This window comes from Parageobacillus toebii NBRC 107807, assembly GCF_003688615.2.
GTDB classification, from domain to species: Bacteria; Bacillota; Bacilli; order Bacillales; family Anoxybacillaceae; genus Parageobacillus_B; species Parageobacillus_B toebii.
Genome location: NZ_CP049703.1, coordinates 2,546,828 through 2,567,896, shown reverse-complemented (window position 1 = coordinate 2,567,896; position 21,069 = coordinate 2,546,828). Strand labels below are relative to the sequence as shown.

Below are 21,069 nucleotides of genomic sequence, written 5' to 3'. Positions count from 1 at the left end.
TGTTGGATCTATCCAAATAACTGTGAGATACTTCATAGTTCTATATAATTATATCTTATATAAATTAATTATAAATAATAGTAATTATATACTGTACAAACTAGTTATAAATAATTATAATAAGTTTGTAATAATTCGTATAATTTATAAAATTCAAAAGAAAGGAAGGGGCAGAAAGCATGAAGCATTCTATCCGCATCATCATGAGTGTGTTTTTGTGTGCTTCACTCCTCTTTATTTTCGGTTGTACGAAACAAGAAGAAAAACAGGAATCGAAGGAGGCAGAGGCAAAACAGACAGTAACATTAACCATCTCAGCAGCCGCAAGTTTACAAGATGCCCTAACGGAAATTCAGAAAAAGTATGAAAAAGAACACGAAAATATAAAACTATCATTTAACTTTGGAAGTTCTGGTGCATTACAACAGCAAATCGAGCAAGGGGCGCCAGTAGACCTATTTTTCTCGGCTGCTGAAAATAAATTTCGTCCTCTCGTAGACAAAGGATTGATTAACAAGGAAGAGAGTAAGAACTTGTTAGGAAATGAACTCGTTCTAATTGTTCCAAAAGACAAAGCAGACACAGTAAAGGGATTTCAGTCTTTGGCAGACAACAGCGTAAAGCAATTTGCGATCGGGAATCCTGAAACTACTCCGGCAGGTCAGTACGGGAAACAAACCCTGACCAATCTAAATCTTTGGACAAAAGTAAAAGGGAAAATCGTATACACAAAGGATGTGCGTCAAGTATTATCGTATGTAGAAGCAAATACCGTGGATGCAGGAATTGTATTCAAAACCGATGCACAAATATCTGATAAGGTAAAAATGGTCGACACAGCAGCCGCTAATATGCATGATCCTATTATTTATCCGGTTGGTATCATTAAGGATACGAAGCATAAAACAGAGGCTAAAGATTTCTATCAATACCTACAGACGAAAGATTCCCTCCAAGTCTTTGAGAAATATGGATTTAAGATTTTGAAATAAGTGATATAACACAAGAACTTTGGAACCCTTACGCCAACTTGTAGTAGATTCGTAAAAAACACTTATATATCTCAGTGCAAATGCTATTTCTGATCCGTGTTGATGGATGGTTGTGTTCTGAAGGAAAACTCAGAAGTGTTGGCTAAATGTTTTTTGAAAAAAGAGAAGGACTTGTGCCAGCCTTCTCTTTTTTGTGTGCTTATCCCTCAAAATAACCTTATATGTGGCTCTTTGCCAAAAGATGTACTTGGCTTTCTGCAAAATATACTAATTCCTTGGATTACGAATAACAAGTGGCAACCATATGACATCAAATCAATAGTTTGACAAGTACATTAGTGATGAACCACAATTGAAGATACCCATATGTAGAAATTACGTCTGGTAATTTAGAAATTCCTCTGCCGCTTGTTCAAGCAACAAAGGCTTTGTTCATTATAAGCCGTTTGTTAATTGCTCTAATCTCTCAGCCGACGTAGCAACATTGTTGGTGGCATCATTAATATCCGCAATAACATCGACGTATCGTTTCATCTTTTCGTTAATTTGATTGTTTTGGGTGCGAATTTGCTGGAGCGACTGTGATAATGTTTCAAAAAACTGATAGATTCTCTCCATATCGGTTGTCCCACGATCAATAAAGGTATGGACTGAATTCATCGATTCAGAAGTAGCTTCTACTTTTTTATTCAATTCATTTAAAATGTTTGTTACATCAGCGAGAGATTCTTTTGTTTGGAAGGCAAGTTTTCGCACTTCATTAGCAACAACGGCAAACCCTTTTCCGTGTTCTCCCGCACGCGCCGCTTCAATCGAAGCGTTTAACGAAAGCATGTTTGTTTGATCGGCGATCTTTGTCACGATGCTGTTGATTCTTTCGATATCACGGGCTGACTGTTGTAAGCTTTGAATTTCTATTTGGATATTTTTCATCATTTCTTGAATATGGTGAATGTCAGAAAGTTGTTTTTGCAATTTGTCCTGCCCCTCGGCAGAATGATGTTCACTTTTTTTCGAAATGGAAACAGCTTCTTCAGTAGATTGCAAAATATTCATCGCTTCCGTTGTCAATTCAGAAACCGAAGCATGGACCTCTTCGGATATGTCAGAAAGTTGTTGCGCTGTCTCTTGTAATTGCAATTTGAGATCATTTTTTACTTGATACATCTGCATTCGGACTTCTTCATGCGCTTGCCAGTATTGTTCTAAAACAAGCTGTTGTTCAAAGCTTAATATTTTTGTGACCGATTTTACTGATTCAATTAATAACAAAGGATCGTCTATATGTGAAGCGATTGCTTCCAAAATCGACAACTGAAGCTGCTGAAACGCGCACATATACCATTTTGGCAACAGTTCAATCTTTAAATGTGTGACCGCAATGCGCGTACGCTTTTCGATAAACGCTTCATCAATGCGTCCGTCAAACATTTCAATCACATGAATAGTAAGGGTCTTTTTTAGACGTTCAACGGAACTATGCCGATGAATAATTTCAAATAAAGATGGTTCTTTTTCTAACGTCTCGTAAAAGCGCCCGACAATCCAATCGATTTTTTCTTCCACCCATGGTTTTAACTGGGTTAATATGGCTAAATCGCGATGCGTGAGCTCGATCATTTCCAATTGCCTGTTAATCGATGCGTCTTTCACGCGAACAGGTGTGGGCTCGGTTTGAAGCGCGGTAGCAACCTTGTGAGGTGGCTTGGTTTCTTTTTTAATCCAGAAAGAAAGATTCATTAGAAGCCTCTCCTTTTTCTTCTAAATTTCGACAACTTTATTTTAACGAATATTGTAAAAAAGTAGAAGTAGAATAAAAAATTAATTCTATTACAATAACATTTTAATTTTCATCATCTGTGGTGAAGCCCGTTCATAGTTGGCTAAGGGTGCAGAAAAGTTGAAGAAGCAAGGAATCCGTTATCGTTTGAAAATGCTTGAAAATATGTGATAGGGGCGCTTATCACTATTGCAGATCAGAAAATTAGAGAAATTCTAAGTATAGAAACGCTATGTTGGCTTTTCTTAATCGGTTCTTTATATGCGCTTTATCGCTTAGTAAATCTTCATCACGCAACCCACAAAGTTTTACGCGGTCTCATGTTAGGGGTAAATGCGCTTATACACCTTGTCTTCCTTTCTTCTATTACTAGCGTCATCACAGAAAATTGGTCTATTAGTATGCAGATGATGACATTATCCTTTGCTTGGGCCTTATACGCGGTAGCAGGTGTAGTCTTTGGGGTAGTGAAAGGGAAGAAAAATATCCGTTTAGTCGGAATTATCCTTCTGTTGCTCACTCTTTGTAAGATTGTGTTAGTGGATCTTCAGTTTGTTACGATTATTGTGAGAACAGTCTTATTTATTGGTTTAGGTACAATCGGACTATTGGTATCCCGCTTATTCTACGTGAAAAAGTAACGTCAAAGCCTTGTGTATCGATTTCGGTACACAAGTGTTAAACGAACAAGATAATGACTATCATGAGATGAACCAAAAAAACATTGCACAATTTGGAGCAGGGGATGTAGCGATTGTACCAATTCTACACCCACAATTAAAAAGATCTATAGGATTGCATTCTTTTCTAAATTGGCAAGGAAAAAAGGAGACTAAATCGTTCCAAATTAAATCTTTGTGCAATTAAGCCGTTAACGCTCAAAGAACGATGCTAACTGCTGTGAGTAAATAGAAATGTAGAAATGGGAAACGGGGATTCCAAAAGGAACCCTGTTTCCCTTTGTTTCTTAAAGGTTTTGTTTAAGCATTGAATAAACTTCTTATTATTGGCCTTCTTTAACGAATTGTTCAATGCGTTTTTTTATGGAGTCGCGAACTTCACGGAACTTCGCCATAATTTCTTCTTCGGTTCCCGTGGCTTTTGCCGGATCGTCAAAGCCCCAATGCCATCTTTCCGCTTTGTCATTACGTACCACCGGGCAGTTGTCGTTGGCGTGACCGCACAAAGTAATAATGTAATCAGCTTTGCTTAAAATTTCTGGGTCAATCACGTCAGAAGTATGGTGACTAATATCTACCCCTGCTTCTTTCATTACTTGAACAGCACGGGGATTTAAACCGTGGGCTTCAAGACCAGCACTTTTGACTTCATATTGATCTCCGCCTAAAGCTTTTAGAAAACCTTCCGCCATTTGAGAGCGGCAGGAGTTACCTGTACATAAGAAGTAAACGAGTTTTTTGTCCATTTTTGATCCCTCTTTCATGTGAGTGGTTTTTGAACTAAAATCTCAGCATCACTTTCCCTCCCAAAGCCGTTTTGTCATCATCCGCTCCCACCACTTCCACGGCAGCACATGTTTCAAGACAATTCCTAATTTCACGCCTTTGCCAACCGGATACCGCAATTTCGGATAGGGAGACTTCGCCACTTGCACAATCTGTCGGATCACTTCATCCGGAGCAGGTGCCGTGTCGGCAACCTGATTGACATATTTCAAAATCGCCTTCATCTCTTTCGCATAAGGAGAATTCGGATGGATCGTTACCGCTCCCAACCCTTTTGACCAGATATCTGTTTTATAGGACCCCGGCTCAATCAAAACTACATGAACGCCATACGGCAGCATCTCTAAACGCAAAGACTCGCTGAATCCTTCCACCGCAAACTTGGATGCCACATAAGGTCCCATAGAAGGGAAGCCGATCCGTCCGCTGATGCTGCTTATATTCACAATCTTGCCGCTTCTGCGTTTCCGCATCGACGGCAAAACAGCTTTCGTTACTGCCACCAAGCCGAAAAAATTAGTTTCAAATTGCCGCCCCCATTCTTCAACAGCAAGTTCCTCCGTGAAGCCGCCCGCTGCATAACCCGCATTGTTCACCAACAGATCAATTCGTCCGTAGCGGCGAATCACATCCTGAATCACCGTTTCCACGGCGGAAAAATCGGTCACATCCAATTGGACAATCTCAATTCGATCTGTTACACCCGCTTCTTTAGCTGCCGCTTCCAGCCGTCCTTTGTTATTCAGGTTTCTCATTGAAGCCAGCACGCGATAGCCTTCGCCGGCAAGTACCACACTTGTCAGCAAACCAAAGCCGCTTGAAGCTCCTGTAACAAACGCAACCGGTTGTTTGTCAGAAGTCTGATCCACAAGATTCCCTCCAGCTATTAACTATTTCTAACTATTGAAATTGTATCATAAAAATAATGGAATAAATTTTGCGAAATTTGTTTCAAGAAGGATAATTGTATGCGAATGGTCGAACTGTATCTTCAGTAAGAGAAGCGATGCAAATAGAGAGGTGGTTCGGATGAACAGATCTTGGATTATATTGGTAGTCGTTTATATCCTTGGCTTTTCTTTTTCGGTATACCGCTACACACAACTTCCACTGATAGTCGAGGATTCGGGAAAATTGCTGCCAACTTCGATTAAACAAATTCGCTCGGCTACTGATGAACGGTCTCTTCAAGAATGGATTCAAGCGGCTGCCAAACAAGGAGAAAAAATTTCTGTGGCTGGCATGCAGCACAGCCAGGGCGGACATACCTATTACCCCGGTGGGATCGTGATTGACATGAAATCGTACGATAAAATCTTAGCATATCACCCAGAAGCAAAAATGATACGCGTTCAAAGCGGAATTACTTGGGAAAAAATCCAACAACACATAAATCCTGATGGTTTGGCGATACGAGTCATGCAATCGCAAAATATTTTCACCGTTGGCGGTTCATTGAGTGTGAATGTCCACGGTCGAGATATTCGCTATGGCTCTTTGTTGGATTCTGTGGAATCATTCCGTTTGCTGCAGGCCGATGGTTCTATTATTGAAGTAAGCCGAACGCAACATCCGGAACTATTTAATCTTGTCATCGGTGGCTATGGGTTATTTGGGATTATTTTAGATGTTACACTGAAATTGACAGATGACGAGCTTTACCAAATGTATACCCATAAAATAGATTACAAAGATTATGCCTCTTATTTTAAAGAGAAAGTACGAGCCAATCCTGCCATTCGGATGCATATGGCTCGCATTTCCGCTGCTCCTGAGTCTTTCTTAAAAGAAATGTATGTGACCAATTATTTATTGTATGAAGACCAATCCCTTCGTGAAAAATATCAACCATTGAAAAAAGAAACGATCATTGCCTTGCCGAAATTTTTGTTAGGATTATCACGATACAGTGATTGGGGGAAGCAAATACTCTGGGATACACAGCTTGCTTATTTCCAAAGCAAAAATGGCGACCTCATTACTAGAAATAACGTGATGCGCTCCGAAAGCCAATTCATGGAGTATGAAAACCCGAACAGAACAGAAATCCTTCAAGAATATTTTGTTCCTGTTGATGAATTCGCTTCTTATATCGATGATTTACGGAAACTTCTGAAAAGAGAGGACTTGAATTTATTGAATATCACCATACGGTATGTGGAAGAAGACAAGCAAGCGGTTCTTTCGTATGCGAAAGAAGACATGTTTGCCTTAGTGCTCTTAATCAATCAGGGGCGAAGCGCAAAAGAAGTAGAAAAGACGCAAAAGGTCTTGAGGAAGATGATTGATGTTACTTTAGATCACCGAGGTTCTTATTATCTCCCTTATCATCCGTATCCAACGAAAGAACAACTGCATAGAGCCTATCCAAGAGCCAAAGAGTTTTTTGAAAAAAAACGCCAATATGATCCCGACGAGGTTTTCGTCAATCTCTTCTACAAGGAGTATGGAAAATGAATTATCAACGATTTGTAGCAGCGCAAAGTTTCGTTATGACAGCAGGCAGCATTGTGTTTCCATTTTACTTATTATTTATTCGAAATATCGGTGATAGCTATTCGCAATTCGGCTTGGCTTATGGTTTATTTGCTTTGACAGCGGCTTTATCCCATGTATGGATTGGGAAGCTCACGGACCGTTATGGCGATCGCATAATGTTGTTAGTATATGCATGGGGGATGGCTGGGTTGATGTTATTGATTCCTATTTCAACAGAAATATGGCAAATATACTTTATCCAGATTGTGATGGGATTGCTTGGTGCCGTTCAAAAAACGACAGAAAAGACCAGCCTTTCCAGATTCACTGAACCCGCTACCGCTGGAAAAACAATTGGTTATTATCATTTTTGGACATCGATTTGGCCAGCAATCGCCGTCATTGCCACCGGCTATCTCATCGATTTCTTAACGATTGGGAGTTTATTTTATTTCGCGTCTTTGCTATATATGGCAGCCGCACTTAAATTAACATCCACTGTTAATAGAAATTAGTGATGGATGGTCAGGATTTTTGGAAATTATACTTAATGTAAGATGGTAATTTAGAAATATTTTACTTTTTGTTTAATGAAAGCGATTTACATCATTGATACAATAATGTAAATAATCCAAAATTCGTTGATCGCGATACTAAAAGCGAGTGGATTGTGGTAGCAGTACTTTCTTCCATGTTTTAAACGTTTCTTTAGCAGAAACTGCTTTATTGACATCTTTTTGGTAGAGATCATCAGCTAACACATGTTGCATAAAATATCAACTCGTTCTCCACGGTAAATCTTCCAACAGGCTTGTTCTAAAAACTATTGGGAAACTAGATTGCCTAGTTAGTAATTGTACAAAAGCTACGAATATATGGTGGGATTACTAAATTATTTGAAAGGGGAGTACACATGATGGAACAACAAAAACTGTTAATTAATGGTGAGAGGCTAAAAAATACGCTTGAACAATTTGCAAATTTCGGACGTACAGAAAACAATGGAGTAACTCGTTTATCATTGTCTGAAGAGGATAAATTAGCTCGAGATTATTTTTGTTCTTGTTGCGAAGAATTAGGTATGTCCATAAAGATCGATGATATGGGGAATATTTATGCTACTTTAGAAGGGCTTGAAAACAGGCCGCCAATAGTGATAGGTTCGCATTTAGATACTGTAAAAAATGGCGGACGGTTTGATGGAGTCTTAGGAGTGGTTGCTGGTTTAGAGGTGGTACGAACTTTATTAGAAAATAATATTAAACCACAAATCCCACTCATGATTGTTAATTTTACCAATGAAGAAGGTGCTAGATTCGAACCTTCATTGATGGCATCCGGAGTTCTTTCAGGTAAATTCGAAAAATCTATCATGCTGCAAAAAACAGATGCTTTTCTTTAATATGGAAAAGTATATTCTGTTACAAATTCTGTAGAAACTATCTTCAACAATTGGGCGCGATAGTTGAATAACAAGAAGATTTATTAAACAACTTTTTAAAAGTGAAATCGTTCCTGACTGTTACAATTTATTTAAATCCATAAATTCTGCAAATTTAGTTGATAAAATAAAAATTACTTCTCCTGTATAAACGTCTAATAGGTATAAACAAGGAGAACATTCCAAAGTTTTAAGTCTCAACGATTTAGTTTTAAATACCAATATGTCAATTCAGAGAAATTTGATTTAATCGCTCCGAATAAACGAAAAAGAGATCAAGAAACAGCTTTTCTAAACTATATAATAGAAGTTAATGAGCTGATAAGGAAGGGACAAAAGTGCGAAAAATTTCATTTAAGTTAGGACTATTATTTTTTGTATTCGTATTGGGAATAGAGACGGTTTTATTTGTGTCTTTATATGTTACTCTAGTTCATTCTCGAATTAATGAGGAATTTGAGCAGCTGTTAGCAAGAGGGAATAGCCACCGTGATGTGTTAGAAAAAAATTATGATCCTTCCACGTTAGAACATGTTACCATGATGGAGTCTGAAGCGGAGACGGACGTCGTTATTACAAATGACAAGGGGAAGATATTGTATTTTTCAGATCATATTTTGCCATTTGCTAAAAGAGTAATAAAAAAAGCAAATAAAAACATTCCCTATGGCGGAATGATTGTGCAAAAAAATTGGCAAAAAGAGTCGCACATTTCAACAGTAAGCCCGATTCGGATTGACGGCAAGATCAAAGGATATGTCTATATGTTTCAAAATACGGATTCTATTCAAAATATGATTTATAAGTTAAAACATCATTTCCTTATGGTTGGAATTTTTTCTGTATTTTTAACGATTATTACGATTGCTTTCTTATCAAGAGTCATTACCATTCCTCTCATTCGCATGAAAGAGGCGACCGAAAAATTGTGCAAAGGTGATTTTTCTGTTCGTCTGCAAATAAAAGGGGAGGACGAATTGGCGGAATTAGGGAAAGCGATCCAAACATTGGCGAGGGATTTAGAATACTTAAAAAAAGAAAGAAGCGAATTTCTCGCCAGTATTTCTCATGAACTTCGCACCCCGCTCACTTATGTAAAAGGGTATGCGGATATAGCTAGGAGACCCAACATGGAGGAAGAGGAGAGGAATCGATATTTGTCCATTATCTACGAAGAAGCAGAGCATATGGAAAAATTGGTGAAGGATCTTTTTGAATTAGCGAAGATGGATCAACATTCCTTTCAAATTCACAAGGAACCTACAAACTTATGTTCTTTCTTAAAAAAATTGCATGACAAAATGCATCCTGCGTTTCAAGCGAAAAAAATGTCTTTGGTATATCAATGTGAAAAAAACATTACTGTCCATATTGACCAAAAACGTTTTGAGCAAGTGATGATGAATTTGTTGGATAATGCTTTAAAATATGCTGATCAAGGTTCTACCGTGTCTATTGATGCAAGAGTGGAGAAAAACAATATTGTAATTATTGTTTCAGACAAAGGCAGAGGGATTCCTGAAGAGGATTTGCCTCATATTTTCGAACGGTTTTACCGAGTGGATAAATCAAGATCAAGAACTAGCGGCGGAACAGGACTGGGGCTGGCCATCGCCAAGGAAATTGTGGAAGCGCACGGAGGATCGATTTACGCTACAAGTGAATATGGAAAAGGAACAAACATGATCATTACATTGCCGGAGGAATGAGCATGTATACGGTTTTACTGGTTGACGATGAAAAACGAATGTTAGAGTTGCTTGATCTTTATCTTTCGCCTAAAGGATATCATTGTGTTAAGTGCGAGTCCGGTTTAGCAGCGATACAGTACTTAGAAAATCACAAAGTGGATTTAGTCTTGCTTGATATTATGATGCCGGAGATGGATGGCTGGGGAACTTGCCGACGAATTAGAGAATTTTCCGATGTTCCGATTATCATGGTGACCGCAAGAGATCAGACGTTAGATATCGTCAAAGGTCTCAATATTGGGGCGGATGATTACATCACAAAACCGTTTGACGAAGCCGAGCTCCTTGCGCGCATTGAGGCGGTGCTGCGCCGCTCCGTAGGAAAGCGCTCGAAAATAGAATTTCAAGGGTTAGTGTGGGATGAAGACGAACATAAAGTCCACTATCAAAACGAACCGATTTTTCTAACGCCGAAAGAGTTTGCCATATTGGGTCTGTTTTTGAAGCACCCAAACAGAGTGTTTAGCAGAGAACAAATCATTGTGTCATTATGGGGCTATAATGCAAATACAGAAGAGCGTACCATCGACTCTCATGTCAAAAATATCAGAGAAAAGCTTAGACAAGCTGGGTTTCCGGTCGATCAATTTCTGCAAACCGTTTGGGGGGTAGGGTATAAATGGGAGGCATAAGGCAAGAAGAGGATGAAAGAGCAAATCATTACATTGCTTAACACATATGAAAATGCTGCTTATCTCATCAGCATCGTGATAAATATTATGATCAGTATTTTAGGACTTGTACCAAGCGTTTTTCTAACAGCTGCCAATTTGGCGGTGTTCGGGTTTTGGAAAGGCACCTTTTTATCTTTTGCAGGGGAAGCAATCGGAGCCATTATCTCCTTTCTTTTATATCGTAAAGGATTCAAGAAGCTTTCTGAATTCAAGTTATTTTCCCACCCGAAAGTCAGACGTTTGCTTGAAGCAAAAGGTTTAGAAGCCTTTTTTCTTATTCTGTCTTTGCGGCTTCTTCCTTTTGTTCCGTCAGGAGTAGTGACCTTTGTTGCGGCGATCGGAAAAACATCCTTGCTTATCTTTATGATTGCTAGCTCAATAGGGAAAATACCTGCATTACTTTTAGAAGCCTATTCGGTTTATCAATTAATGAATTGGACATGGCAAGGGAAAGTAATATTAACATTTTTGTCTGTTTTTTTATTTCTTTTTGCTTGGAAGAAAATCAATCGAAAAAAGGCTCAAACCAACAAAACTTAGAGAGTTTATGTTTATGAAGGGTGACAAATATCATATTCAAAGAAGCAAACTCCATAAATTCTGCAAATATTTCTGCTATAAATAACTATGTCTACTCAATGCACAAAAAGGAGCATCAGCAATGAAAAAAATGACGAAAGCTATGATGATTACATCGTCCATTCTTCTTCTAAGCGCTTGTTCATCATCCAATGAAAAAGAACAGTCCTTTATTACGAGCAAAGAACAAGCAAAATCCAACACATCTGTTACAAATAATCCTTTCTTTAAAGAAAAGAAAGAAGGAAAGTTCGAACATTTACATGGAATTGGTTATGCAGGCAACCAAAATGCGATTTACTTTGCTACACATGAAGGTTTACTTGTTTACCAAAATAATAAGTGGTATGAAACGACTTCCAATAAACATGATTATATGGGCTTTTCTGCAACAGACGATGGGTTTTATGCATCGGGACACCCAGAAGAAGGTTCATCTTTAGGAAATCCGCTTGGTCTTGTAAAAAGTCTTGATCATGGACAAACGTTGATGAACTTAGGGTTTTATAAAGAATCTGATTTTCATTATATGGCAGTAGGCTATAAAAGCCATACGATTTATGTCGTGAACCAAGAAGAAAACAAAAAGCTAGGACAAGGGTTATTTTACAGTAAAGACGACGGCAAAACGTGGTCGCAAAGTCAATTAAACGGCCTACCGCAAACTGCTGCAGGAACGATTGCTGCCCATCCAACGGAGGAAAATATGGTCGGAATTAGTACGCCAGAAGGAATTTTCGTTTCAAAAGATAATGGAAATACCTTTGAACGCTTTACCCGAAAGATTAATACGATGACGTTTATCTTCCAAGAAAAATCAATTTTATTTGCGGCTGTAGAGAACAATAAGCCTGTACTTATAAAACAATCATTAGAGTCAAAACAAGAGGAAGTCCTTTCTGTTCCTAAACTCGACGAAAAAGACCATATCATGTATATGTCCTCAAATCCGACAAATGAGAAGGAAATTGTGATCGCCACCATGAATGGTGATATTTTCATGACAAAAAATAACGGTGAAAGCTGGACAAGACTAGCATCCAAAGGGAAAATAAATTTTTAATAAAAGACATGCGGGCGCATGTCTTTTTGCTTGCTTAAAAATATACTACTCCACAATTTCTGCAAAATTTGTTGCTACAATATAGACATCAGGTAGAGAAGAAGGTGAGAAGAAGGGTGTATTCGTTCTTAAGCCAAATAAGCAACCTTCTAAGCCAACCATTTCTAAATATTGCAAATAACACGACAGCTATTCCCATTTTGTCAGCTTTTGTTCTTGGGATAGTTGGAGCGATGGCTCCGTGTCAAATCACTGGCAACTTGGGAGCGATCACGTTGTACAGTAATCAGTCCTTGCAAAAAGGGATTGCGTGGAAAGAGTTGCTCCTATTTATTTTTGGCAAAATCATTGCTTTTTCCGGTTTAGGTTTGATTGTCTGGCTTATGGGCAAAGAGATTCAAAGTACACTAACATTGTATTTTCCGTGGTTAAGAAAGCTGATCGGTCCCATTCTCATTCTGGTAGGTCTATACTTGTTAGGGCTTTTTAAAATGTATTGGAACGTAACCCTGCTCAAAATCCCTGAGAGGTTTTTAAAGAAAGGAAAAATAGGCTCCTTTTTAATGGGTTTCGGCTTTTCGTTAGCTTTTTGTCCAACCATGTTTGTGCTGTTTTTTGTTACTCTCATGCCTCTCGTATATTCAACGTCTTATGGAGTGTTATTGCCGAGTATCTTTGCCGTCGGAACCTCTGTACCTGTTATTTTCTTTATCCTTATCCTTTGGTACTTAGGATTTAGCGGCACTTTAATGAAAAAAGGAAAACAAGCAGGAAGGTTCGTCCAAAAAGCAGCTGGAATCGTGATGATTTTACTTGGCATATTAGACACCATCACTTATTGGTTCTAAAGTTAGGAGAAGGAGGAAAGTGAACGGCGATGTTTGGAGGTTTGGCCATGATGATCGGGATGATGTTATTCTGGGTTGTATTAATCGCCATTGGTTTTTATCTCTTACATCGTTTTATCAATGACCGCAAAGAAGAGTTATCCCCGATGGAAATATTAAAAGTACGATTAGCCAAAGGAGAGATCACTTTAGACGAATTTGAACAGATATCCAAAAAAATACAGTAAAATCCAGCATTTTTACGTTATATTGTACACAGGAAATGCAATTTACAATTCTTCACCCTCTTTCAATTTATATAGATGAAAGAAGTTGTTGATTATTCAGGTTTATTTGTTGTGTCATTCGGGTTTGGTGTATAGTCAGATTTGTAATCTTTATATTTTACTTCTGTAACCATTCCGGCTGAAGCATGGTGCAAGTCATGGCAATGGAACATCCAATTTCCCGGATTGTCAGCTTTAAATGCGACTACATATTCTTCACCCGGTTTTACATTCAAGGTATCCTTAATCAATGGAGAACCTGTAATTGGTTTGCCATTTTTACTTAATACTTGGAAGAAGTGTCCGTGTAAATGCATAGGATGTAGATCTTTCGGTGAATTGTTCACCAATTTTACTTTTACTAGATCACCTTTCTTAACATTTACAGGTGCTGTTTCAGGATACGTTTTCCCATTAATCGTGAAGATCGTGCCATCTTTGCCCATCGCTGTTCCTAAATCCATTGTGTACTCTACATCATATTTTTGATCTAATGTAAATTGACCTAATTCATGTTTTCCGTATTTTGTCATATCAACGATAGGGAGGTCTTCTTTTGCATTTGCTTTGTCCGTATTGTTTGTCTGACCTTCGTATTGAATTTTCACTTTCATGCCATCGGTACCTTCCATATCACCATGGCATTCTAATAGCCATTCCCCCGGATTATTGGCGATAAATTCAATATCATAACGTTCACCCGGAGCAATATTTAAAAGTTCGTCTTTGATTGGCTGCGGATCTTTTAACAGCTGCCCGTCTGTTGCGGCAATTTTAAACTCATGACCATGCAGGTGGAGTTTGTGGGACATGTATCCTGCGTTTACAAGGCGAAGCCGCACCTTTTCGCCTTTCTTCACTTTTAAAGGTTTGACAGCGGAACCGCTTTTCCCGTTAATCGTGAAAATATCATACATGCTCATATCATGTCCCATGTTGCTCATATCCATATGTTGGTTATCGGAGCTGTTTCCATGTCCCATATTGCTATGATCCATCCCACTCATATGCATATTTCCTTCATCTGGATTGCTCATCCATTCGTCTAACACGAGTGTATAATCTCGATCTACTTTTTCCTCATTCTTAGGTTCTACGATTAATGTGCCGTATAGTCCCTTGTCCACTTGTTTCGCGCTTTCTTGATGGGAATGATAAAAATACGTTCCCGGTACAGTAGCTGTAAATTCATACGTAAAGGTTTCCCCCGGTTTAATTGCGTCCATCGTGACACCCGGAACGCCATCTTGACTATTCGGAACAGGGTAGCCGTGCCAATGAATTGTCGTCGGTTCTGGTAATTCATTTTTAAAATAGATTTTTACTCGATCCCCTTGTTTAATACGGATTTGCGCTCCGGGAACAGATCCATTATACGTGTAGACCGGAAATTTCACTTTATCATTTATTTGTAATAATGCTTCCTTAGCAGTAAGATTAATCTCTTTACCGGATAAAACTTCTGTGTTTGTTGCCAAAGGCAGTTGCTTACTGGAGTCCTTAGCGATGTTTTCCTCCTTCATATTCATGTTTGACATATCGTGCCCCTGCATGGAACTGTGCGAAGCATTATTTGAGCAGGCTGCACCAATAGCAACAACTCCCGCTAAAATGGTTCCAACCAATAATTTCTTCATGTATTTCCCTCCATAAACAAACATGTGATTTAAATGCTAATATCATCATAGAAAATAAATGTGCAAAATTTATGGAGAAAAGAGTTATTAAGCAATTTTGCACAAAGTATTATTTGATATTAATGGGAGATACGAAATAAAAAAGACAAGCTATTACTTAATTGCGGAAGAACAGAAAGGTTGAATAAGCGGTAGAAGCGTTCGAGGAAAGGCGTTTATGATTATTTTATAGAAATTAATACCAGATATCCATAAATTTGTTGTACAATGTATAAAAGATAAAGAGAATTTTGTTTTGGGGGCGGGAATATTATGTCCTTAATATTATTTCTCGGTATTCTTGGGGTATTAATGGTTATCTTCATCGACCACTGCAGAAAAGCAAAAAAGATACAGGTTGTACAAGTGGATGATTTCTTTGCGTCGTTAAAGCTAGATCCATTATTAGAAACGGAAAATGCGTTTTTGCAAAAATATGAGCTGGAGTTGATTTATAAACATTTGTCCAACATGAAAGAACTGCAACAAAAAGCCATTATGCTCGTCGATTTAAAAGGATTTAGCTACAAAGAAGCGGCGGAGTTGTTAAACGTAAAACTCCCTTATTTAAAAAGCCTTGTGTTTCGGGGCAGGCGGGAATTAGAAAAACGATTACGCAATGAGGTGAAGGGATGAGAAAAGACGAGTTAAAACCATTATTGCAGAAATATCAAAATGGCACACTAAGCAAAGAGGAAGAGCAGAAAATAGAGGAGCTTCTAGAAAGTTTTGACGTATACCATGAATTTCTCCATGAAACCCTTCATGATGAAGGGATGAAGGAACCCAATCTTACAAAAATGATGAAAAAGGCCCAACAAAAATTCTTTTTTAGAAATACGCTGCTTGTTGTATCGTTTATACTCACGATTGTTCCCTTATTGACTATGTTTACTTTTGTTTATTACGGCTGGGGGCGAGAGCATAACCGAGGGAACGAATTGATTGAAACCATTCGAACGGTGAGTGAAATGATGTCTCCAAATGTGTATGTAGATTACGATACGGTGGATGTTGAGATCAAGCCCTTTACTATGACTGTCACGGCCGACAAATATAAATGGATGGATGATAAAAGAAGTTATCTAGGCAAGGATACTTACAAACTATTTTTCAATGATGTGTTTGCTAAAGAATCGAATTATCGAGCGATTGGGTATTCACTTCATCACATTGGAATCAACTTTATTCATCCGAAAGCCAAATACTTTTTACCTGACGAACGAAGAAAAATTGAATCTCTCCCAAGCGATTGGCCGGTTGAAATCTATATTTCCCTGAATCAGTCCTATTCCTTAAAAGAAATAAATGAAAAATTCAAAGGATATCATATGACATGGCTTGCGTTGGACACAGGTGTAGAGGAACAGATGAGGAATGATTTAGATTTCATCCAAACACCAGCAATTGGCTTTCCGTACAAAAAAGTGCATGTAGATTCTGTATTCCATCGCTCGTTTACTGATTACGAAGAAGTAGTCAAAGGGCTCGAGCTATTGAGCAAAAACGAAAAATGGGCAACACAACTAACGGAATACAAAGACTTAAAGATGGCCGAGCGGCTAAAATGGATAAAAAAACATAAGGAATTGAAGATTTATGGAATCGCTATGACAGGAACCGCCAAAGATGTTTTGTCTCTAGAAAAGATGAAAGAAGTCAACGTGATTCGATTAGGTCAGATTAATTTGCCGTAGCAAAAGGAGGGAATAGTCGAAAATGATGATGGTAAGAATCAATATGCTAAATACATTGGTGGCTATATTTTTGCTTATTTTGTTAAATGTACAAATTATAGCGGAAATCCCTGTTTTTCATATCCGTTACATTTGGATTTCATTGTTCGGAATGCTTATATGCTTGCTTGGCCTCCTAAAAGAAGATCGGTTCTACTCCTATTTAGGCGGCATCCTTCACTTCATCCTAATCGTTTCTTGTATGGGAATGATTTGGTTTGGTATAGGTATTAACTACAAGCCGTAACTTTACTGCAGCAAAAGCGAAAAGGACCGTCCAAATAAGGCTGTCCTTTTTCAATATAGGAACGTGTTGCAAAAGACATAGATGCATACCTGTAAAACCAATACCAAATATCCCAAATTTATCTTGATATATTTTATTAGAACATTTAGATTATTCTATGGATACAAAAATGAAATTTTCTAAAAAGTAAGTAACATATATGGTTTCGAAGGTAGAGGTTTATGGAAACACAATATAGTTACTCTTTCTAATATGCTGGTTATATATTCATTTTTTATAATTGGTTTTAACAACCATAAAAGAGATTCTTTTTAATTCGTTAATCGAGCGAGGGCAACCGTGTTATATTCATAATTTCATAATGGGGAAAGGTGCTTGAAATGACAAGTTTAAATGAAATGGTTGTAGTTTTGAAAGGGTTTATTTTACACAAAGGCAAGGTGTTAACGGTACAACGTGCTCATGATGACGAAGTGGGCGGGGGAACATGGGAGTTAGCCGGAGGAAAAATACACTTTGGAGAAGATTTAGAAGCGGCGCTGTTGCGCGAAATCCAAGAAGAAGTCGGATTGGATGTGACGGTGGAGCGGATTTTATATGCGACGACGTTTCAAACGCACGCAACGCGGCAAGTCGTCATTCTTACATACTTATGCAAAAGCGATCATCATGAAGTTGTTCTTTCGGAAGAGCATATCGATTATTGCTGGTCGACTAAAGAGAGAGTGCGTGAACTGCTGCCTCCGGCCATTCTTCACGACTTTGAAAGAAATGACGTGTTTTCGTTGGAAGAATGGGTATAGAGTAGAGATGGAAGATAGCTAAATGAGTTCAGTTCATGCCGAGTAAGATCCGCGGACCGCGCTATCCAAACAAGATGGTTTGACGGATTGATAAAAGATCAGGTGCTTTTTATCGGGTCACAATCTCAACTTCCAACACACAAACCATATCTACCAATTGCTTAATAAAATAGGTTCATCACCAAATTTTGTGATTTAGTGACAAAAAAGAGAAAGCACTGACGAGATCCTGGCAATAATGTTAGCGGTGAAATAAACATTAAGGAGGTCTCGTAAGTGCTTTCTATACCACTAGGATTGCCAGAATTTAAAGTGATTAAACAAGAACTTCTTTCCTATGGTTATGCGATTCATGTAGAGAAAACAGAGACACGGGAACGTTGCCCTCATTGTGGGTTTGCCACTTCCTCTGTCCACGACAGACGGACAAGAAAAGTATGGGATTTGGCGATTTTCCATCAACCGGTGTACTTGTTTGTAAAGGTAAAGCGCTATCGGTGCTGGAATTGTTCCCAAGTGTTTTCCGCCTCTTTGGAATCGATTCCACTCAATCAACATTACACCAATCGATTTGGTGAGTACTTGTATGAACTTTGTGAAGGCTCCACCATTCAAGAGGTTAGCCGAAAGCACCGTATTCCATATACGACATTGGAGCGCATCTATTACTTCATTGCATCGAAAAAAGCAAAAGAGCGTCAAACAGCGATAGAAGCATCTTCTCAAGAAGAGATAGTGCTTAGCTTAGATGAAATCGCTGTAAAAAAGGGACATCAGTATGAAACCGTATTGATGGATGCCAAAGCCGGATCGGTCATGGGAATGCATGCCGATCGCCAATGTGACTCCGCCATCAACTTGTTGAGCCAAAATATCCTGTCGAAAGAAATGGTCCAAACGGTGATTCTTGACATGTGGGGACCTTATCATAAGGCGGTTCGTGCCCTGTTTCCATCTGCTTCGATTGTCATCGATAAGTACCATGTGGTTCAAAAAGTGACACAAGCCTTGGATCAAGCAAGAAAGGAATTTTCTCCATTGAAAAAGGCTCGATATCTTCTCTTAAAAGGCTGTGAAAAGCTTCGTAAGGACCAACGGCTTCGATTAGACGATATCTTGGAGGAGTATCCGGCACTTTCCATTGCTTATTATCTGAAAGAGTTGTTTCGGGATTTTTACCGAACCGATGGATATAATGAAGCAAAGGAACGCTTGGAAGAATGGATTAAGTTAGCCAAACAGAGCCCTTTTGCTTCTTTTCAGGAAGCAGCCAACACGCTTGAAAGGTGGAAGGAGCCTATTCTTTCCTACTTTTTGTGCCCATATACGAATGCCCGAATTGAGGGGACGAATCACAAGATCAAAAACATCAAACGCCGGGCATATGGCTATCGAAATCTAGAACGGTTTCGTTTACGTGTATTTCTGGAGTGTACAGGGAACACTACAGGTAGTCAGGCTGCCTAAGCACTCCCTTCTTCCGCTATCGGTATGATAGTTGGTAGAATGGAACCCGTCAAGGAAAGCACTTGACTGTTTCCATTCTACCAACTTCGTGGTCTGTATGCGGAAGAAGGATCCTGACTGATGAACCTATTTCATCCAGCTAACATGTTTCTAGGATTGAGTAGAAATCACAGAAAATGGTGAAGACCCATAAATTATATATGGTTTCACAGGCAAGATAGTCTATCATGACCGCCTATAAAGTTATAAATTTATAACAGAAATAGATGCATATGCTTAATTGCTAAATTGTGCTCCTTATCCCGCAGAAAACATCTCTTTTGATGAGAGTTTAATGTTTTCATATTTAGAAAATCCAGAAATTCTTTAATTTCTGTTCCTTTCTAACACGCCGATTTGATGACTAGTGATAAAGATCCAAGGTGATTCAACTCTTTGAGTATTAGTATTTATTGGCAGTAAAAAGCCGTTCCTTATTATTAACTTTTTCATATATTTGGATTGTTTTATTGTTAAAATCAACCTTCTCCCGCTTCAAATCAACAACTTCCTGTCTGTGCATTCCAGTCGCAGCAAGCAATTAAAAAGCAGATGATATCGCCAGCTTTAACATGGTGTATTGCAATGAGTTCTTTGGATGCCTACGAGGGAAGATGGTGTACCTTCTATATGTGCTGTATTAGCAGGCATATAGTGTCCTCCGTAAGGGACACTTTGGACATCCCTATATGGCTACTTCCCTTGTTGAACAGAGGAGGGCGGCTTGTTTCCTTTGAGCAACAACGGCCAAAGGAAACAAACAAGAATCCCCCACTTCCATCGTCCATTAGCCGGTAAGTGGGGGTAGTTCGATCCTTTTTGTACAGGAGGTGTTTGAATAATTAATGCGTTCCTAAAAACCCGTACATAAATAGAAAAGTAAAGATAAAGGTTAATACGGCACCTAGTATTGTTTGATTAAGTGTGTTTCCATTACTGTGTAAATTTTTTAAAAAGCTTGCTAAATTTAAAAACCACAAAACACCTATTATTGGTAAAACAAGTAAGTATATATATTCCATTTAAAGAACTCCCTTTTACTTGTTAAGTATAGATTAATACAAAAGTTATTAAAATATTTTAATTTTTATTCTTTTCTCTAACAAGATAACAAATGTAGGAAGTATAAGATCTACTAATAAGTTAGTGTTAAAGCGTAAGAAGCAGTATCTACTGAAGATGTTGGGGTTATTGATAATCCTGCTGGATATACTGATACACTAGGTTGACCGGAATATAATTTGTGTCCATATTGAATTTTAATATTAATTGTACCATTAGTCAAATTCACCAGCAACTCCAGCATTTGGTTCCCAATCACTAGGAGTGTAATCAATTGCATAATCTACCCAGTTCCCATTACCTTGTGGATCTTGACTATATCTATGTTGATGTTGTGTTACTGATCCATTACTAGTTGGAAGATAAAATCCTGCACTCGAAGGAAAACCGAAAGTCATTTTATCAACAAGTTCGTAAAAAGGTGATTTCAGCCATTGAAAATTAGCGTAGATATAAAATTTATCGTTGTTTGCCCGATCAGAGGTTACTTTATAAACTGTACCCCATAATTTCATCGTGGAGGAAGAAATTGTACCCATCGTTGTGAAATCACCAGAATTATTCCCTTCATCTTCAAACGAAAATATTTCAGTTTTTGAATCTTTGATGACAGCTTTATCTTTAATTAGTTGTTTTGCAACTTCTAAAGGTAACATATCTATTTCTTCTTCAGTATGTCCTGTTACCTCCCTCCTTTATAA

At 38.3% G+C, this 21,069-nt stretch carries 20 protein-coding genes and 2 pseudogenes; 16 read left to right on the top strand and 6 right to left on the bottom strand.

What is annotated here, in order from left to right; all coding sequences use genetic code 11:
- Nucleotides 1-179: 179 nt before the first annotated feature.
- Nucleotides 180-992 (top strand): molybdate ABC transporter substrate-binding protein, encoded by an 813-nt coding sequence (modA, locus tag DER53_RS12995; RefSeq protein ID WP_062754595.1) that lies wholly within the window; start codon nucleotides 180-182, stop codon nucleotides 990-992.
- 435 nt (nucleotides 993-1,427) lie between these two features.
- Here the strand turns inward: modA and DER53_RS17780 are convergent, their stop codons facing one another.
- Entirely contained in the window at nucleotides 1,428-2,048 is a 621-nt protein-coding gene (locus DER53_RS17780; RefSeq protein ID WP_439950960.1) for a methyl-accepting chemotaxis protein, read from the bottom strand.
- 135 nt (nucleotides 2,049-2,183) lie between these two features.
- Nucleotides 2,184-2,732 (bottom strand): annotated as a pseudogene (locus tag DER53_RS17775) (protoglobin domain-containing protein); the annotation flags it as partial.
- A 207-nt stretch (nucleotides 2,733-2,939) separates the two neighbouring features.
- On the opposite strand from DER53_RS17775, the gene DER53_RS17770 reads away from it, so the two are divergent.
- On the top strand, nucleotides 2,940-3,413 hold the full coding sequence (locus DER53_RS17770; protein WP_062754589.1) for a DUF2339 domain-containing protein: 474 nt from the start codon (nucleotides 2,940-2,942) through the stop codon (nucleotides 3,411-3,413).
- A gap of 362 nt (nucleotides 3,414-3,775) precedes the next feature.
- On the opposite strand, the gene arsC is transcribed toward DER53_RS17770, so the two are convergent.
- Together arsC and DER53_RS12975 are read right to left on the bottom strand one after the other, a co-directional pair.
- A complete protein-coding gene (gene arsC / locus DER53_RS12980; protein ID WP_062754587.1) occupies nucleotides 3,776-4,198 on the bottom strand; it encodes an arsenate reductase (thioredoxin) in 423 nt (140 codons plus the stop codon).
- A gap of 48 nt (nucleotides 4,199-4,246) precedes the next feature.
- Nucleotides 4,247-5,107, bottom strand: a complete 861-nt coding sequence (locus DER53_RS12975; RefSeq protein ID WP_062754585.1) for an oxidoreductase — start codon at nucleotides 5,105-5,107, stop codon at nucleotides 4,247-4,249.
- Between the two features lie 160 nt (nucleotides 5,108-5,267).
- Between DER53_RS12975 and DER53_RS12970 the strand changes: the two genes are divergently transcribed.
- From DER53_RS12970 to DER53_RS12930, 9 genes and pseudogenes are all read left to right on the top strand, one after another.
- A complete protein-coding gene (locus DER53_RS12970; protein WP_062754583.1) occupies nucleotides 5,268-6,695 on the top strand; it encodes an FAD-binding oxidoreductase in 1,428 nt (475 codons plus the stop codon).
- Nucleotides 6,692-7,231 (top strand): MFS transporter, encoded by a 540-nt coding sequence (locus tag DER53_RS12965; RefSeq protein WP_062754581.1) that lies wholly within the window; start codon nucleotides 6,692-6,694, stop codon nucleotides 7,229-7,231. Before DER53_RS12970 ends, DER53_RS12965 begins: the two co-directional genes overlap by 4 nt.
- 401 nt (nucleotides 7,232-7,632) lie before the next feature.
- A pseudogene (locus DER53_RS12960) lies at nucleotides 7,633-8,109 on the top strand (M20/M25/M40 family metallo-hydrolase); the annotation flags it as partial.
- A 386-nt stretch (nucleotides 8,110-8,495) separates the two neighbouring features.
- Nucleotides 8,496-9,866: a sensor histidine kinase gene (locus DER53_RS12955; RefSeq protein ID WP_062754579.1), complete on the top strand. Its 1,371-nt coding sequence runs from the start codon at nucleotides 8,496-8,498 to the stop codon at nucleotides 9,864-9,866.
- A 2-nt stretch (nucleotides 9,867-9,868) separates the two neighbouring features.
- A complete protein-coding gene (locus tag DER53_RS12950; protein ID WP_062754577.1) occupies nucleotides 9,869-10,540 on the top strand; it encodes a response regulator transcription factor in 672 nt (223 codons plus the stop codon).
- Between the two features lie 12 nt (nucleotides 10,541-10,552).
- Nucleotides 10,553-11,122, top strand: a complete 570-nt coding sequence (locus tag DER53_RS12945) for a TVP38/TMEM64 family protein (protein WP_062754576.1) — start codon at nucleotides 10,553-10,555, stop codon at nucleotides 11,120-11,122.
- Between the two features lie 121 nt (nucleotides 11,123-11,243).
- Complete coding sequence (locus tag DER53_RS12940; RefSeq protein ID WP_062754574.1) at nucleotides 11,244-12,224, top strand: F510_1955 family glycosylhydrolase; 981 nt, start codon at nucleotides 11,244-11,246, stop codon at nucleotides 12,222-12,224.
- Nucleotides 12,225-12,340: 116 nt separating this feature from the next.
- Entirely contained in the window at nucleotides 12,341-13,072 is a 732-nt protein-coding gene (locus DER53_RS12935; RefSeq protein ID WP_062754572.1) for an urease accessory protein UreH domain-containing protein, read from the top strand.
- A 47-nt stretch (nucleotides 13,073-13,119) separates the two neighbouring features.
- Entirely contained in the window at nucleotides 13,120-13,299 is a 180-nt protein-coding gene (locus tag DER53_RS12930; protein ID WP_062754771.1) for an SHOCT domain-containing protein, read from the top strand.
- 92 nt (nucleotides 13,300-13,391) lie between these two features.
- On the opposite strand, the gene DER53_RS12925 is transcribed toward DER53_RS12930, so the two are convergent.
- On the bottom strand, nucleotides 13,392-14,975 hold the full coding sequence (locus DER53_RS12925; protein ID WP_062754570.1) for a multicopper oxidase family protein: 1,584 nt from the start codon (nucleotides 14,973-14,975) through the stop codon (nucleotides 13,392-13,394).
- 312 nt (nucleotides 14,976-15,287) lie between these two features.
- On the opposite strand from DER53_RS12925, the gene DER53_RS12920 reads away from it, so the two are divergent.
- The 5 genes from DER53_RS12920 to DER53_RS12900 all read left to right on the top strand — a co-directional run bounded on the left by DER53_RS12920 (nucleotide 15,288) and on the right by DER53_RS12900 (nucleotide 19,267).
- The gene (locus DER53_RS12920; protein ID WP_244319589.1) at nucleotides 15,288-15,650 is read left to right on the top strand and encodes a sigma factor-like helix-turn-helix DNA-binding protein; all 363 of its coding nucleotides are present in this window, start codon (nucleotides 15,288-15,290) and stop codon (nucleotides 15,648-15,650) included.
- Nucleotides 15,647-16,711: an anti-sigma factor gene (locus tag DER53_RS12915; protein WP_062754566.1), complete on the top strand. Its 1,065-nt coding sequence runs from the start codon at nucleotides 15,647-15,649 to the stop codon at nucleotides 16,709-16,711. The genes DER53_RS12920 and DER53_RS12915 overlap by 4 nt, the downstream gene beginning before the upstream one ends.
- 22 nt (nucleotides 16,712-16,733) lie before the next feature.
- Entirely contained in the window at nucleotides 16,734-16,997 is a 264-nt protein-coding gene (locus DER53_RS12910; protein ID WP_062754564.1) for a hypothetical protein, read from the top strand.
- A gap of 380 nt (nucleotides 16,998-17,377) precedes the next feature.
- The gene (locus DER53_RS12905; protein WP_062754562.1) at nucleotides 17,378-17,800 is read left to right on the top strand and encodes an NUDIX hydrolase; all 423 of its coding nucleotides are present in this window, start codon (nucleotides 17,378-17,380) and stop codon (nucleotides 17,798-17,800) included.
- Between the two features lie 276 nt (nucleotides 17,801-18,076).
- On the top strand, nucleotides 18,077-19,267 hold the full coding sequence (locus DER53_RS12900) for an ISL3 family transposase (protein WP_062754560.1): 1,191 nt from the start codon (nucleotides 18,077-18,079) through the stop codon (nucleotides 19,265-19,267).
- A 1,316-nt stretch (nucleotides 19,268-20,583) separates the two neighbouring features.
- Here DER53_RS12900 and DER53_RS12895 read toward each other — a convergent pair.
- Nucleotides 20,584-21,024 carry a hypothetical protein gene (locus DER53_RS12895; protein WP_244319587.1) on the bottom strand — a complete coding sequence of 147 codons (441 nt, stop codon included), beginning with the start codon at nucleotides 21,022-21,024 and terminating at the stop codon, nucleotides 20,584-20,586.
- Nucleotides 21,025-21,069 lie beyond the last annotated feature (45 nt).